Origin of the sequence: Pseudorhodobacter ferrugineus DSM 5888, from assembly GCF_000420745.1 — a bacterium.
GTDB lineage: Bacteria > Pseudomonadota > Alphaproteobacteria > Rhodobacterales > Rhodobacteraceae > Pseudorhodobacter > Pseudorhodobacter ferrugineus.
On record NZ_ATVN01000009.1, the window covers coordinates 119,233 to 133,931 of the forward strand.

The window sequence follows — 14,699 nt, forward strand, 5'->3', positions numbered from 1 at the left end:
AGAGCCGAACATGGCATGGCGTCTGAAGCTCGTTCCTGAAACGACCAAATTCAACTTTTTCCGCTGGCAATGGCTGACCTTTGGCGGGTCGATTGTGCTGATGGTGGTGGCGATTGCGGCTTGGGCCTTTATGGGACTCAACTTTGGCATCGACTTTAAGGGTGGCACGACCATTCGCACCGACAGCACCACGGCAATTGATGTGGGGGCCTACCGGACCGCTTTAAGCGGGTTGGATGTGGGGGATGTGGCGATTACCGAGGTGTTTGACCCGTCATTCCGCGATAATCAGCATGTGGCGCAGGTGCGCATTGGCGCGCAAGACGGGTATGAGGCGGTGACGCCGGAAACGCTGGCCTCGGTCGAGGGCGCATTGGTCGCGTTGGATCCTGCGCTGAAGGTGGTTTCGGTGGAATCGGTGGGGCCAAAGGTTTCGGCCGAGCTGGTCTGGACCTCGATCATGGCGGTGGCGGCGACCAGTATTGGTGTGCTGATCTATATCTGGCTGCGGTTCGAATGGCAGTTCGCGCTGGGCGGGGTTTTGGCGCTGCTGCATGATATGATTATTGTGATCGGCCTGTTTGCCGTGTTCCAGTGGAAGTTCGATTTGACCATCGTTGCGGCTTTGCTGACGATTTTGGGCTATTCGATCAACGATACGGTGGTGGTGTTTGACCGTTTGCGCGAGAATTTGGTCAAATACAAATCCATGCCGCTGCGCGAAGTGATGAACCTGTCGGTGAACGAGACGTTGAGCCGGACGATCATGACCTCGGGGACCACATTGATGGCGCTGGGGGCGATGCTGATCTGGGGCGGCGATGTTATTCGCGGGTTCAGCCTTGCGATTTTCATCGGGGTGATTTTGGGGACCTATTCGTCGGTTTATGTGGCCAAGAACATCGTGTTGTTTATCGGGTTGGACCGGTCGGACAAGCCGAAGGGCGGTAAGGGTACGCCTGCGGAATATGCCAATATTGATGCGTAAGCGGACTATGTTTGACCTGATGCGTAAGGAGCCGAGATGCGCCTGACCGAAGTAACTTATGACAATGCCCAGCCTATAGACAGCTATGGGCCGGGGTTCTTTCGTGTGGCGGGGCAGGTGCTGCATGGCGCGGTGTTGGTGACGCCGTGGGATGCGGGACCTTGGGGGGGGCTTGACGATACCGCTGGTCCGTTGGCTCTTGTGGGTCGGATCGACGTGCTGTTTGTGGGCATGGGAACCGAGATTGCCCATGTTCCCGTAGCCTTTCGATCTGCGCTGGAGGCGGCGGGGATTGGTGTTGAGGTGATGAATTCGCCTGCGGCAGCGCGGACCTATAATGTGCTGTTGTCCGAAGGACGCCGGATTGCGGCGGCCTTGTTGCCGGTTTCGTGATTGGGATCAGTTTTCTGACAAATTCCCCATATTCTGGTCTTGCTGCGCTGGAATGATGGGCGCATGATTGCGGGAATTCGGGTCGGGCTGGTTGACAGCCCTATCCCGCAGCACCAGATATAGTGACCAGAGAGGGGAAAGCCGATTGCTGCCGAACTGTCGGGGCATGGTTTTCCTGCCAAGGAAGGAAATGAGATGAGCGACGTAAAATCCCCCAGCTATCCGGTATTGCCGTTGCGCGATATTGTGCTGTTTCCGCATATGATTGTGCCGCTGTTTGTAGGGCGCGAAAAATCGGTCCGCGCGCTGGAAGAGGTGATGGCCGAGGATCGCCAGATACTGCTGTCAAGCCAGATGGACCCGACCGTGGACGACCCAGACGCGGACGGCATTTTCCGCGCGGGCGTGTTGGCCAATGTCTTGCAACTGCTGAAGCTGCCCGATGGCACTGTGAAAGTGTTAGTCGAGGGGAAAAGCCGTGTGCGGATCACCCAATTCATTGAGAATGATCGGTTTTTTGAAGCTGAAGCCGAGGCTTTGGAAGAATTGCCAGGCGATGCGGCGACGGTGGGTGCGCTTGTGCGCGCTGTGGCCGACGAGTTTGAACGCTATGCCAAGATAAAGAAAAATATCCCCGAAGAGGCGGTGTCTGCTGTGGCCGAGACGCGCGAACCATCGCGGCTGGCCGATTTGGCGGCGGGCCATTTGGGGATAGAGGTTGCCGATAAGCAGGCGCTGCTGGAAACGCTGGATGTTGGCGCGCGGCTGGAGAAGGTTTATGGCCACATGCAAGGCGAGATGAGCGTTTTGCAGGTTGAGAAAAAGATCAAAACCCGCGTGAAATCCCAGATGGAGCGGACCCAGCGCGAGTATTATTTGAATGAGCAGATGAAGGCCATTCAGAAAGAACTTGGCGATGGCGAAGACGGCCAGAACGAGATTGCCGAGCTGGAGGCCCGCATTGCCAAGACCGCGCTGTCCAAGGAAGCGCGCGAAAAGGCTGATGCCGAGGTCAAAAAACTGAAAAACATGAGCCCGATGAGCGCCGAGGCGACTGTCGTGCGCAACTATCTTGATTGGTTGTTGGGCGTGCCGTGGGGCGTAAAATCTCGCGTGAAAAAGGATCTGGCCAAGGCGCAAGCCGTGCTGGATGCCGATCACTATGGCTTGGAAAAGGTCAAAGAACGGATTGTCGAATATCTGGCGGTACAGGCCCGTTCGGCCAAGCTGAAAGGGCCGATCTTGTGCCTTGTTGGCCCCCCCGGTGTTGGGAAAACGTCGTTGGGCCGGTCGGTTGCCAAGGCCACGGGGCGCGAATTTATTCGTATTTCGCTTGGTGGCGTGCGCGACGAGTCTGAAATTCGCGGTCACCGCCGGACTTATATCGGGTCGATGCCCGGCAAGATTATTCAGGCGCTGAAAAAGGCGAAGACCACCAATCCGTTGATTTTGCTGGATGAAATTGACAAGATGGGGCAGGATTTCCGCGGCGACCCGGCATCGGCGATGCTGGAGGTGTTGGACCCTGAACAAAACGCGACCTTTACCGACCACTATCTTGAGGTGGAGTATGATCTGTCGAACGTGATGTTCTTGACCACGGCCAACAGCTATAACATGCCATCGCCTTTGCTGGACCGGATGGAGATTATTCCGCTTTCGGGCTATACCGAGGATGAAAAGCGCGAGATTGCCAAGCAGCATTTGATCCCCAAGCAGATCAAGAACCACGCGCTGCGCAAAGGCGAGTTTTCGGTTGCCGATGATGCGCTGCTGGAAGTGATCCGCACCTATACGCGGGAAGCCGGCGTGCGGAACCTTGAGCGCGAGCTGGCGAAACTGGCGCGTAAGGCCGTGACCGAAATTGTGAAGGCGAAAACCAAAGCGGTGAAGGTTACGATTGAGGGGCTGGAAAGCTTCCTTGGCGTGAAACGGCACCGCTATGGGCTGGCCGAAGCGACCGATCAGGTCGGTGTTGTGACGGGCTTGGCCTGGACGAGCGTGGGCGGTGAATTGCTGTCGATCGAGGCGCTGCGCCTGCCTGGTAAGGGCCGGATGAAGACCACGGGCAAGCTGGGCGATGTGATGAAGGAGTCGATTGATGCGGCCGCGTCCTATGTGCGGTCCATTAGCCCCGAAATCGGTGTGAAACCGCCGAAGTTTGAAACGATTGATATCCACGTCCATGTGCCGGACGGGGCGACGCCCAAGGACGGGCCGAGTGCTGGTTTGGCGATGGTCACATCGATTGTTTCCGTTTTGACGCAAATTCCTGTGCGTAAGGATATTGCGATGACGGGCGAGGTAAGCCTGCGTGGGAATGCAATGCCGATTGGCGGCTTGAAGGAAAAGCTGCTGGCGGCGCTACGGGGCGGGATTAAGACCGTGTTGATCCCACAGGAGAATGAGAAAGACCTGTCCGAAATTCCGGACAATGTGAAAGAGGGCCTGACCATTATTCCGGTGACGCATGTGCGTGAAGTGTTGAAACTGGCACTGGTGCGCCAGCCCGAACCTGTGGAATGGGACGAAGCGGCCGAAGAAGCGGCGGCGGCAGCACGGCTGGCAAAGGCTGGTGACGCAGGCGCGCAAGCCACTGCCCATTAAGATCGGGATCGATTGAGAAATCGAAAGGCGCGTCCGCAAGGGCGCGCCTTTTTCGTAACGGGAGAAAAGTTTTGGAATATTCCCCCGTTCCCAAACGCAAAAAAGCGGGTTAGTTTGTTTCCATACAGGGACAAAATAGAAGCAGGAGCCATCATGGCCACACCCAAAAGCGCACCAGCCAAAGGTGGTGCATCGAAACCCGCCACCGCCAAGGCAGCCACCGCCGCAAGCACCAAACCAGCCCCACCGCGCGGGATTCCTGCGCCAAGCATCAAGGCGGCCGCTGTTGTTGTGCCGACGATATCGGTTGTGTCGGGGCCGCTGAATTCGGACGATGGGCCGAGTGCGACCGCTGCTGCGGGTGACGGAAACGGACCCGTAATGCTGAAAAAGCAAGAGCTGGTGGAACGGATTGTCAAAGCATCCGGTGCCAAGAAAAAAGACGTGAAGCTGATTGTTGAGGCCGCATTGGGCGTGCTGGGCGATGCGCTTTCGGCGGGCGAAGAGCTGAACCTGCCGCCGTTGGGGAAGATGAAGGTCAACCGCCAACGTGAGGAAGGCAATGCCGAAATCCTGATCCTGAAGCTGCGTCGTGGGGGCGGCCAAGGTGGTGGCGGCAATGGTGTGGCCAAGGATGATGACGCGGATGACGGCGACGACGATTGATTGCCGCCTGTTCGAACCAATAATCTGGCTGATCCAGAACGCCCGCTGACCTGCGGGCGTTTTGTGTTTTTGGGCGAGTATTTGCGCCTTTGTGTCGGGTTTTGTTGTACCTGACGCAGGGATCGTTTAACTGAGGCGGGAATCCTTGGGCCCTATCGGGACCAGCAACGCCGGGGGCGGATATGACGGGCAAAAACGGGCTGACCTATGCCGATGCAGGTGTGGATATTGACGCGGGCAATGCGCTGGTGGAACGGATCAAACCGGCAGCCAAGCGGACGGCGCGGTCTGGCACCATGTCGGGACTGGGCGGGTTTGGCGCGCTGTTTGACCTGAAGGCGGCGGGCTATGTTGACCCGATTTTGGTGGCCGCAACGGACGGTGTGGGCACCAAGCTGCGGATCGCGATTGATACCGGCAATGTGGATACGATCGGTGTGGATTTGGTGGCGATGTGCGTGAACGACCTTGTATGCCAAGGGGCCGAGCCTTTGTTTTTCCTTGATTATTTCGCGACGGGCAAGTTGGAGCTGGACCAAGCCACGCGGATTATCGAAGGGATTGCGGCGGGGTGCGAGGCATCGGGTTGTGCGCTGATTGGTGGCGAGACGGCAGAAATGCCGGGGATGTACCACAAGGGCGATTTTGACCTTGCAGGCTTTGCCGTGGGCGCGATGGAACGTGGCACCGCCTTGCCCGAAGGGGTTGGCGCGGGCGATGTGTTGCTGGGGCTGGCGTCGAACGGGGTGCATTCGAACGGCTATTCGTTCGTGCGCAAAGTGGTCGAAATTTCGGGGCTGGCGTGGGATGCGGATTGCCCGTTCAGTGCAGGCACTTTGGGCGAGGCGTTGCTGGCGCCGACGCGGTTGTATGTAAAGCAGGCGTTGGCTGCCGTGCGGGCAGGTGGCGTGCATGCCTTGGCGCATATCACGGGTGGGGGTTTGACCGAAAACCCGCCGCGGGTGATTCCTGAAGGGTTGGCCTGCGAAATTGATTTGTCGGCGTGGACGCTGCCGCCTGTTTTCCGTTGGTTGGCGGAAACGGCAGGGATGTCAGAGCCGGAGTTGCTGAAAACCTTTAACTGCGGCATCGGGATGATGCTGGTGGTCAAGGCAGACCGCGCCGAGGCGGTGACGGCATTGCTGCGCAGCCATGGTGAAACTGTCGTTGCGATGGGCCATGTCGTGCCGGGTGAGGGTGTGATCTACAAGGGCCGTTTGCTGTGAAGCGGGTCGCCATCCTGATTTCTGGGGGTGGTTCGAACATGGTGGCGCTGTGCCATGATATGGTGAGAGACCACCCGTGCCGGCCCGTTTTGGTGGCGTCGAATGACCCCGAGGCGGCTGGTTTGAAGCGCGCCGCCGAGATGGGGATTGCCACGGCGGCGGTGGACCATCGGCCGTTCAAGGGCGACCGTGCGGCGTTTGAGGCGGCACTGTTAGAGCCGATTTTGGCGGCCAAACCTGATATTTTGTGCCTTGCAGGGTTCATGCGGGTGCTGACCCCTGCCTTTGTCGCGCGGTTTGAGGGGCGGATGTTGAACATTCACCCTAGCCTTTTGCCGAAATACCCGGGGCTGCATACCCATGCCCGCGCGATTGCGGCAGGGGATACGGAAGCCGGATGTTCGGTGCATGAGGTGACGGCTGTGCTGGACGATGGGCCGCTGTTGGGGCGGGCTGTGGTGCCGGTGTTGCCGCAAGACAGCCCTGAGGATTTGGCCGCGCGCGTTTTGGTGCAGGAGCATCGACTGTATCCGGCGGTGCTGCGCCGGTTTGGTGCGGGCGAGCGCGGGTTGCTGAGCCTTTAGCTGTTTGTGAAATAATCGGGGTGGGCGGCTTGGATGCCGGGCAGATCGGCCTCGATCAGGCGCAGATGGGCGCGCAGGGTGGTTTCGGCGCTAGCCGTATCTTGTGCCGCAATCGCGTCGACCATCGCACTGTGTTGCGCGATGAGGGTGGGGATGGGAAAGTCTTGAAGCTGCAGGAACCGCACGCGGTCCATTTGCGATTTGAGCCGCTGGAGATGATCCCATGCGCGGGCCTTGCCTGCGATTTGGGCGATGGCGCGGTGAAAAGATTCGTCAAGTGCCATAAAGCTGGCCGGATCTGGGGCGGCGGCCTGCAAGGTGAGCAGATCGCGCAGGCCCGCGATGGCTGGGGCATCGGCGCGTTGGCAGGCAAGGCGGATCAAATCCGCCTCGACCGCTTCGCGCACGAAACGGGCGTCCAGCACCTCGGCCACGGTGATTTTGGACACGAAGGTGCCGCGTTGGGGGCGGATGTCGAGCAGGCCTTCGCCAGACAGGCGCAAAAACGCTTCGCGCACGGGTTGGCGCGAGGTGCCGATGGCATCGGCAATCTCTTGTTCCGACACTTTGGTGCCCGGTGGCAGGGTGCCTGTCAGGATTGCTGTGCGCAGGGCATCGGCGGCTTGGGGTTGGGCGGTGCGCGCGGGGTGTAGCGAGACTTGGAAAGCGGAAGGCAGGGGCATGGGCGGCGTCCTAATGGGTTTGCGCAGTTTCGCAGGAAATGGCGGCGTAGGGAAGAAGAAGCTGGTTGGGGGGCGGCGCAAAAGGGAGGGGCGCTGCCCCCTTGGCCTTGCGGCCAATTCCCCCGGGATATTTGGACCGAAAAGAAAGCGGGGGCGGCGCGCTGAATTTGGCCGATGGGTTGGCATTTTGCGGGGTTGCCTGTAGGGAGGGCGCCTGTTTGAACGGATCTGCTGTCGGGGAAAAAGCCACCAATGATGTCACTGCATTTGTATCGCCAGCAATGGTTTGGGAATATCCGCGCGGATTTGCTGTCGGGGTTGGTGGTGGCGCTTGCGCTGATCCCCGAGGCGATTGCGTTTTCGATCATTGCGGGGGTGGACCCTAAGGTTGGCCTTTATGCCAGTTTTTCGATTGCGGTGATTTGCGCGATCACGGGCGGGCGGCCGGGGATGATTTCGGCGGCGACGGCGGCGACTGCGGTGCTGATGGTGACATTGGTGCGCGATTACGGGTTGGAGTATTTGCTGGCCGCGACGGTGTTGGCGGGGCTTTTGCAGATTGGCGCGGGGCTTTTGAAGCTGGGGCGGGTGATGCGCTTTGTGTCCAAGTCGGTGATGACGGGGTTTGTGAACGCGCTGGCGATCTTGATATTTTTGGCGCAGGTGCCGGAGTTGGACCCTTCGCGCGTGACGTGGCTGACCTATGTTTTGGTGGCAGCAGGCTTGGGAATTATCTATCTTTTTCCGTATGTTACCAAGGCGGTACCATCGCCTTTGGTCACGATTGTGGTGCTGACTGCGTTGGTGCTGTATTTCGGGTGGGATGTGCGGACGGTGGGCGATATGGGGGCGTTGCCGGACACGTTGCCGGTGTTTCTGATCCCCGATATTCCGCTGACGTTTGAGACTTTGCAGATCATTTTCCCCTATTCGCTGGCGGTGGCCGTGGTGGGGTTGCTGGAAAGCCTGATGACGCAGAACATTGTGGATGATTTGACGGACACGAGTTCGGACCGTAACCAAGAGTGTATCGGGCAGGGTTTGGCCAATACCGCAACGGGGTTTATCGGCGGGATGGCGGGCTGTGCGATGATCGGGCAGAGCATTATCAACGTGAAATCCGGCGGGCGGGGGCGGCTTTCGACCTTTGTCGCCGGCGTGATGCTGTTGGTGTTTGTGGTCGGATTGGGTGATTGGGTCAGCCAGATCCCGATGGCGGCGCTGGTGGCGATTATGATTATGGTCAGTATCGGCACATTTTCATGGTCGTCGGTTTTGGCGCTGCGCACGCATCCGACATCCAGTTCGGTGGTGATGTTGGCCACAGTGGCTGCGGTGATTTACACGCATAACCTTGCGATTGGTGTGGGGATTGGCGTGCTGTTGTCGGGGATATTTTTTGCCGGAAAGATTGCGCAATTGTTCCGTGTTTCCAGCAGCTTGTCGGCGGATGGGGCGGAACGGACCTATAAGGTTGAAGGGCAGTTGTTTTTTGCCAGCGTCGAGGATTTCATGAAAGCGTTTGATTTCCGCGAGGTCTTGGACCGCGTGGTGATTGACGTGTCGGACGCGCATATCTGGGATATCTCATCCGTGGCGGCGTTGGATATGGCGGTGCTGAAGTTTCGCCGTGACGGGGCCGAGGTAGAGATTGTGGGGATGAACGAGGCGTCGGAAACCATCGTCGATGAATTGGCGCTGCATGACAAACCGGGCGCGTTGGATAAGATGCTGGCACATTAAAGGATTAGCAAAATGAAGATCATCGCATTGGTAGATGGATCAATTTACGCGCATTCGGTGTGTGATTTGGCGGCTTGGGCGGGTGCGCGGCTGGGATCGGGCGTGGAATTGTTGCATGTTTTGGGGCGGCGTGAGGCGGGACAGCAGGATTTGTCAGGCTCGCTCCGTCTTGGCGCGCGGACGGCGTTGCTGGAGGAATTGGCGGCACTGGATGCGCAGCGGGCCAAGCTGGGGATGCAGCGGGGGCGCGCGATTTTGGAGGATGGCAAGGCGGTGCTGGCGGGGGCAGGGGTCGCGGCCTCCACGCGCCTGCGGCACGGCGATCTGCTGGAAGAGTTGGGCAGTGATTTCGACCTGATCGTCATTGGCAAGCGTGGCGAGGCCGCGAATTTTGCCAAGGGGCATTTGGGGTCGAACCTTGAGCGGATTGTGCGCGGTACATCGGTGCCTGTGCCTGTGCTGGTCGCGGCGCGCAAGTTTGCGCCTGTGTCCCGCGTTTTGGTGGCTTTTGACGGCGGGCCGTCTGCGCTGCGGGCGGTTGAGCATATTGCGGATAGCCCGCTGTATCAGGGGCTTGAGGTAACGGTTGTGACCGTTGGAGACGTGGCGGGTTTGGCCGAGGCGACCCAGCGTTTGACGGCAGCAGGGATTGCGGCAAAGGGGTTGCAGGTGGCAGGGCAGCCTGACGCCGCCTTGGGCAAACTGGTGGAAAAGGACGGGTTTCAGATGGTGGTGATGGGGGCTTACGGCCACAGCCGTATCCGCAATCTGATTATCGGGTCGACGACGACCGAGATGATCCGTTCGGTCAAAGTGCCGGTTATGTTGGTGCGCTGACCGGATTGGGGATTGCTTTGGGGGGCGACTTTGGCTTTGCTTAAGATGCCAGAGGAAAGGCCCTGATATGCCGCCCAAACCGCCGACCAAGCCGAATGTGTTGTTCATTGTCATCGACCAGTTGCGGGCAGATTGCCTGTGGGGGGCGCTGGCGGATGTGACGCCGATGCCGAACCTGCGGGCGCTTATGCGCGATGCGGTCAGTTTTACGCGGCATTATTCGGTCGTGAACCCTTGTGGTCCGTCGCGTGCTAGCATTTTGACGGGGCAATATGCGATGAACCACGGGGCGGTGCGCAATGGGACGCCCATGCCGCATGACACCCCCAATATCGCGACCGAACTGCGCAAGGCAGGCTATTTGCCGTTGCTGTACGGTTATACCGATAGCGGGCAGGATCCGCGCCAGTTTGCCCCCGGCGATCCTGCGCTGACCAGCTATGAAGAGGTGATGCCCGGATTTCATGAGGCGGTCGAGATGCGGCTGGAAATGAGCCTGCCGTGGCGCGCCGATCTGATTTCCAAGGGCTATGACGTGCCGCCCTATCCCGATATTTTTCGCCCCGATGGGGCGGCGCTGGATGCCCCCGCGCTGTATAAGGCCTGTGATAGCGATACGGCGTTTTTGACCGACCAGTTTTTGCGCGGGCTGCTTGGGCGGCCAGCGGGGTGGTTTGCGCATCTGACCTATATTCGCCCGCACCCGCCGCTTGTCGCGCCGAGCCCCTATAACCGCATGATTGACCGCGGGCGTGTTCCCGTACCTGTCACGGTGGGTGACGCAGCGGCTGAGGCGGCGCGGCATCCGTTTATTGCCAGCAGCCATGCAAAGACCCCGATTTCATCTGTCGTCGAAGGATTCCCCGATTTGCAGCCCACGCCTGAAAACGTGGCGACCCTGCGTGCGGTCTATCTGGGGCTTGCGGCCGAGGTGGATCATCACATCGGGCGGGTGATTGCGGCGCTGAAAGAGGGCGGTCTTTATGATGACACGCTGTTGGTGGTGACGGCGGATCATGGCGAGATGCTGGGCGATCATCATGCCTGGGGCAAGCAGACGTTTTATGATGCGGCCTATCACACGCCGCTGATTATCCGCGACCCGCGCCAGCCACAGGCGCATGGCAGGCGGGTCGATGCACCGACCGAATCCATTGATATTGCGCCGACAGTGCTGGCTTGGCTGGGCCAAGAGGCACCGGATTTGATGGACGGGCGGGCGCTGACGCCGTTTTTATCGGGGCAAACGCCGAAGGATTGGCGCGACTTTACATATTCGGAACTGGATTTCGGTAGCCCCATTGCACCGACCACGGCCCAAATCGCGCTGGGGCTGCGCGTAGAAGAGGCGGGTTTGTGCATTTTGCGGGGGGCGCAGTACACATTGGTGCATTTCAATGCAGGGTTGCCACCGTTGCTGTTTGATCACCTGCAAAGCGGTGAGGCGCGCGATATTGCGGGCGATCCGGCGGCGCAACCGGCGCTGCTGGCCATGACCCGCGCGCTGCTGGATCACCGGATGCGGCATGGCGGCGGGCGGTTCCGGCGCGTGATGATTACGCAATCGGGGGCGGTATCGGCGCCAAAACAGGCAAATTGATCAGGTGATCAATTTTTTTACCAATCAGATCGCTTGACGGAAATTTAATCGCAGGCCCATACTTGACCCAAGGGTCGCTTGCGCGCGCCCCGATTTTTTGCGGTCAGGCCGGATGTATCTGGCGCTAACCGGAAGGAGGCACTGGACCTACACCAAGACGCCGCCGCTTCGTAGCCTTTTTGTTACAAAGGGCGGTTAGGCCTACATAAGGAAGAAACTTCCGCACAAACCAACGACAGGAGAGACTATGAAACGACTATTATACAGCAGCGCTGCGCTGCTTGTTCTACCGTTCGCAGCCTATGCCAATTGCCCTGCAATTTCGGTCGCCGATATGGGCGGCGTTGCCCCCGGCGCGTTTCCTGCCCAATACGAGCTTGGTGATTTCCAGACCGCTGCCGGTTGCACGATGGCGCTGTCGGAAAATCCTGCGGTCGCTGATTTCAACAGCCAGATCCGCAACAACCCTGCACTGCCCGCCGTGGCCGACCGTTTGCCATCCGAGCCTTTGGTGGTGGTGCCTTATGCGTCGACCGGCAAATACGGTGGCACGCTGGACGCGCTGTCGAACGCGACCGAGGCGGGGACATCGGACTTTATGTCGATCCGTCACGTGAACCTTGTGCGCTATTCCGACGATCTGGAAACGATCGTGCCAAACGTGGCGAAATCCTGGGCATGGAATGATGATTTTACGCAGCTGACGTTCACGCTGCGCGCGGGCCACAAGTGGTCGGATGGCCAGCCGTTCACATCGGCGGATGTGAAGTTTTGGTATGACAATCTGGCGCTTGACCCGAATATCAACGAAAAACCAAAGGATTATGTGACCGTTGGTGGTGAGCGTATGACGGTGGACACACCCGATGACGTGACGGTGGTGTTCAACCTGCCTGCGCCAAAGCCGGGGCTGCTGGCGCATTTCGCGACCCATTTTGCCCAGGCCTTCCAGCCCAAGCATTTCCTTGGTCAGTTCCACCCCGATGTGAACCCAGAGGCCGACACGCTGGCGAAATCCTTGGGGTTTGAAAACGGTTATGCGGTGATCCGGGCCTATTACGGCAACTCGGATTGGATGGACACGGCAACACCAATGCTGAATTCACCCGATCTGGTGGCCAAGATGCCGGGCGATGCGGCGCCAACGCTGGAAAGCCATATCGTGGTGCGTGAAACCACCGAGGGGCGGCATTTCGTGGCCAACCCGTATTTCCATATGATTGATACGACGGGTCAGCAATTGCCCTATATCAATGAGTTGGACGAGCTTTTTGCCAACGACCAAGAGGTGCGTTTGCTGAAGCTGGTCAATGGCGAGGTGGATTACAAGTCGCAAAGTTTGCAGCTTTCCGATGCGCCGCTGATGCTGGAAAATCAGGAAAAGGGCAACTATACGATCCAGTTGAAGCCCAAGATTTCCATGCAAACCGTGTCGTTCAACGTGACGCATGCGGATGAGGCCAAGCGCGCGGTGTTTGGCGACGTGCGGTTCCGCAAGGCAATGTCCGAGGCGATTGACCGTGACGCGCTGAACAGCACTGCCTATTTCGGGCAGGGCGCGTTGCAGCAATACACCGGCTTTTCGCCGCTGCCAGAGTATATTGACCCCAAGTGGAAAACATATGCGATGGAGTTCAACCCCGATGGTACCAAAGCGGTGTTGGACGAATTGGGGCTGAAAGATGTCGATGGTGACGGTTTCCGCGAATTGCCGGATGGCGCGCCTTTGGTGATCAACTTGCAGTTTGCCACGCAGGGTATTGCGGGGCAGGTTGTTGAATTGATTAGCCAAAACTGGGCCAATGTTGGCATCAAATCGACGGTCAAAGAGGTGACGCCGGATGAATACCGGTCGGCACAATCGTCGAACCAGTTGGACGTGGGCCTGTGGGAAAAGGGCCAACCGCTGGGCATTATCCTTGGCAACAACGAGCTGTGGGTGCCGCCGTTTGAAAACTATTTCGCGCATCGCTCGGGTATGCTGTGGGCCGAATGGGTGGATAGCAAAGGCGCCAGCGGGGTTGAGCCGCCGGAGTATGTGAAGACGTTGATGGCGGATATTAATACGCTGCAATCGACGCCGAATGGCACGGATGAGTTCAAGGCCATAGCGAACCGGATGGTTCAGAACATGGTCGAGAATGTGCTGTTTATCGGGACCGCGCTGACGCCGGACCCTGTGTATCACAGCAACAAGCTGAAGAACTTTCCCGAGTTCAAGACTGCGTCTTATGAATACTATCGCACCTATCCCTATCGCGGTGCGCAGTGGTATCTTGAGGAGTAAGATTAAGGGCTTATAGCCTAATCTTGACACGGTGGCAGGCGTTCGCGCCTGCCATTTCTCCCCCTCTCGCTAGGATGCGCCGCTTATGCTTCGTTTTGCGCTGACACGTGCCTTTTTGGCCATCGTCACCTTGCTGACCGTTTCCCTTATTGTGTTTACGCTGATGGAGCTGGTGCCCGGCACCTGCGCCGAACGGTATCTGGCGTTCAAAAACACTTCTGGGTCGCAGATTTCATTGGCGGATATCGAGGCGGAAAAGGTGCGGCTGGGGCTGGACCGACCGTTTATGACGCGCTGGGGATCATGGGTTTACGATGTGGTGGTGCATGGCGAATTTGGCGATAGCTGCATTTTGCGGCTGAATATTAACCAATTGCTGGCCGATAAGTTTTGGGTTTCCTTGGGGATTTGCTTGGCGGCGCTGATCTTGTCTTATGCGATTGCGGTGCCGATCGGGATTTTGTCATCCAGTTCGAACAACGCGGTTGCCAATAATTCATTGCGGTTTGTCAGCTATTTGGGGTTGGCGTTGCCGAATTTCTTGCTGGCGCTGATAATCATGTTGATTTCTACCGTCTATTTCGGAGACAGCCTTACAGGTTTGTTTTCAAAGGAATATCGAGATGCGGCCTGGTCTTGGGCCAAGTTCGGAGACTTTCTGAGCAGGGCGTGGTTGCCGGTGTTTATTCTGGGTTGGTCGGCCACGGCCTTTGCGCTGCAAACCGTGCGGGCCTTGATGCTGGATGAGATTGGCAAGCTGTATGTCACCGCCGCATCGGCGCGGGGCGTGTCGGGGGCGCGGCTGTTGTGGCGCTATCCGGCGAAACATTCGCTGGGGCCTGTCATTAACTCGTTAGGCTTCGATTTGAACCGAATTTTCAACGAATTGCCGATCGTCGCACTTATTCTGACGCTGACCGAAGCGGGGGCGTTGCTGTTTGACAGCCTTGCGCGGTCGAATGACCAGCAGCTTGCTGGCGCGATTATTTTCCTGTTGACCGCCAGTATTGTCGCGCTGAACTTTGTCACCGACATTTTGCTGGCCCTGATTGATCCGCGCGTGCGCCGCGGGCTGATGGGATAGA

The 14,699-nt window shown here is 58.5% G+C and carries 12 protein-coding genes; 11 read left to right on the forward strand and 1 reads right to left on the reverse strand.

Features of this window, described 5'->3' with window-relative positions:
* Positions 1–10: 10 nt before the first annotated feature.
* The 6 genes from secF (at position 11) to purN (ending at position 6,464) form a co-directional block, all read left to right on the forward strand.
* A complete protein-coding gene (secF, locus tag G560_RS0110025) occupies positions 11–988 on the forward strand; it encodes a protein translocase subunit SecF (protein ID WP_022704180.1) in 978 nt (325 codons plus the stop codon).
* A gap of 36 nt (positions 989–1,024) precedes the next feature.
* On the forward strand, positions 1,025–1,381 hold the full coding sequence (locus G560_RS0110030) for an Mth938-like domain-containing protein (protein ID WP_022704181.1): 357 nt from the start codon (positions 1,025–1,027) through the stop codon (positions 1,379–1,381).
* 195 nt (positions 1,382–1,576) lie between these two features.
* Positions 1,577–3,988, forward strand: a complete 2,412-nt coding sequence (lon, locus tag G560_RS0110035; protein ID WP_022704182.1) for an endopeptidase La — start codon at positions 1,577–1,579, stop codon at positions 3,986–3,988.
* 153 nt (positions 3,989–4,141) lie between these two features.
* Positions 4,142–4,654 (forward strand): HU family DNA-binding protein, encoded by a 513-nt coding sequence (locus G560_RS21005; RefSeq protein ID WP_022704183.1) that lies wholly within the window; start codon positions 4,142–4,144, stop codon positions 4,652–4,654.
* Between the two features lie 182 nt (positions 4,655–4,836).
* Positions 4,837–5,880 (forward strand): phosphoribosylformylglycinamidine cyclo-ligase, encoded by a 1,044-nt coding sequence (gene purM, locus G560_RS0110045; RefSeq protein WP_022704184.1) that lies wholly within the window; start codon positions 4,837–4,839, stop codon positions 5,878–5,880.
* A complete protein-coding gene (gene purN / locus G560_RS0110050; protein WP_028913954.1) occupies positions 5,877–6,464 on the forward strand; it encodes a phosphoribosylglycinamide formyltransferase in 588 nt (195 codons plus the stop codon). The genes purM and purN overlap by 4 nt, the downstream gene beginning before the upstream one ends.
* Here the strand turns inward: purN and G560_RS0110055 are convergent.
* Complete coding sequence (locus G560_RS0110055) at positions 6,461–7,147, reverse strand: GntR family transcriptional regulator (protein WP_028913955.1); 687 nt, start codon at positions 7,145–7,147, stop codon at positions 6,461–6,463. The two genes, purN and G560_RS0110055, sit on opposite strands and share 4 nt — an antisense overlap.
* A 252-nt stretch (positions 7,148–7,399) precedes the next feature.
* Between G560_RS0110055 and G560_RS0110065 the strand changes: the two genes are divergently transcribed.
* The 5 genes from G560_RS0110065 (at position 7,400) to G560_RS0110085 (ending at position 14,698) form a co-directional block, all read left to right on the forward strand.
* Positions 7,400–8,890: a SulP family inorganic anion transporter gene (locus G560_RS0110065; protein ID WP_022704186.1), complete on the forward strand. Its 1,491-nt coding sequence runs from the start codon at positions 7,400–7,402 to the stop codon at positions 8,888–8,890.
* Positions 8,891–8,902: 12 nt separating this feature from the next.
* Positions 8,903–9,727, forward strand: coding sequence for a universal stress protein (locus tag G560_RS0110070; RefSeq protein WP_022704187.1), 825 nt, complete (start codon positions 8,903–8,905; stop codon positions 9,725–9,727).
* A gap of 67 nt (positions 9,728–9,794) precedes the next feature.
* A complete protein-coding gene (locus tag G560_RS19000; RefSeq protein WP_022704188.1) occupies positions 9,795–11,327 on the forward strand; it encodes a sulfatase-like hydrolase/transferase in 1,533 nt (510 codons plus the stop codon).
* Between the two features lie 247 nt (positions 11,328–11,574).
* Entirely contained in the window at positions 11,575–13,614 is a 2,040-nt protein-coding gene (locus tag G560_RS0110080; RefSeq protein WP_022704189.1) for an ABC transporter substrate-binding protein, read from the forward strand.
* An 85-nt stretch (positions 13,615–13,699) separates the two neighbouring features.
* Entirely contained in the window at positions 13,700–14,698 is a 999-nt protein-coding gene (locus G560_RS0110085; RefSeq protein ID WP_022704190.1) for an ABC transporter permease, read from the forward strand.
* Position 14,699 lies beyond the last annotated feature (1 nt).

Excerpts from the sequence above, each read along its gene's own strand:
- secF (WP_022704180.1), top strand. The coding sequence starts at position 11 with ATGGCATGGCGTCTGAAGCTCGTTCCTGAAACGACCAAATTCAACTTT.
- G560_RS0110030 (WP_022704181.1), top strand. The coding sequence starts at position 1,025 with ATGCGCCTGACCGAAGTAACTTATGACAATGCCCAGCCTATAGACAGC.
- lon (WP_022704182.1), top strand. The coding sequence starts at position 1,577 with ATGAGCGACGTAAAATCCCCCAGCTATCCGGTATTGCCGTTGCGCGAT.
- G560_RS21005 (WP_022704183.1), top strand. The coding sequence starts at position 4,142 with ATGGCCACACCCAAAAGCGCACCAGCCAAAGGTGGTGCATCGAAACCC.
- purM (WP_022704184.1), top strand. The coding sequence starts at position 4,837 with ATGACGGGCAAAAACGGGCTGACCTATGCCGATGCAGGTGTGGATATT.
- G560_RS0110055 (WP_028913955.1), bottom strand. The coding sequence starts at position 7,147 with ATGCCCCTGCCTTCCGCTTTCCAAGTCTCGCTACACCCCGCGCGCACC.
- G560_RS0110065 (WP_022704186.1), top strand. The coding sequence starts at position 7,400 with ATGATGTCACTGCATTTGTATCGCCAGCAATGGTTTGGGAATATCCGC.
- G560_RS0110070 (WP_022704187.1), top strand. The coding sequence starts at position 8,903 with ATGAAGATCATCGCATTGGTAGATGGATCAATTTACGCGCATTCGGTG.
- G560_RS19000 (WP_022704188.1), top strand. The coding sequence starts at position 9,795 with ATGCCGCCCAAACCGCCGACCAAGCCGAATGTGTTGTTCATTGTCATC.
- G560_RS0110080 (WP_022704189.1), top strand. The coding sequence starts at position 11,575 with ATGAAACGACTATTATACAGCAGCGCTGCGCTGCTTGTTCTACCGTTC.
- G560_RS0110085 (WP_022704190.1), top strand. The coding sequence starts at position 13,700 with ATGCTTCGTTTTGCGCTGACACGTGCCTTTTTGGCCATCGTCACCTTG.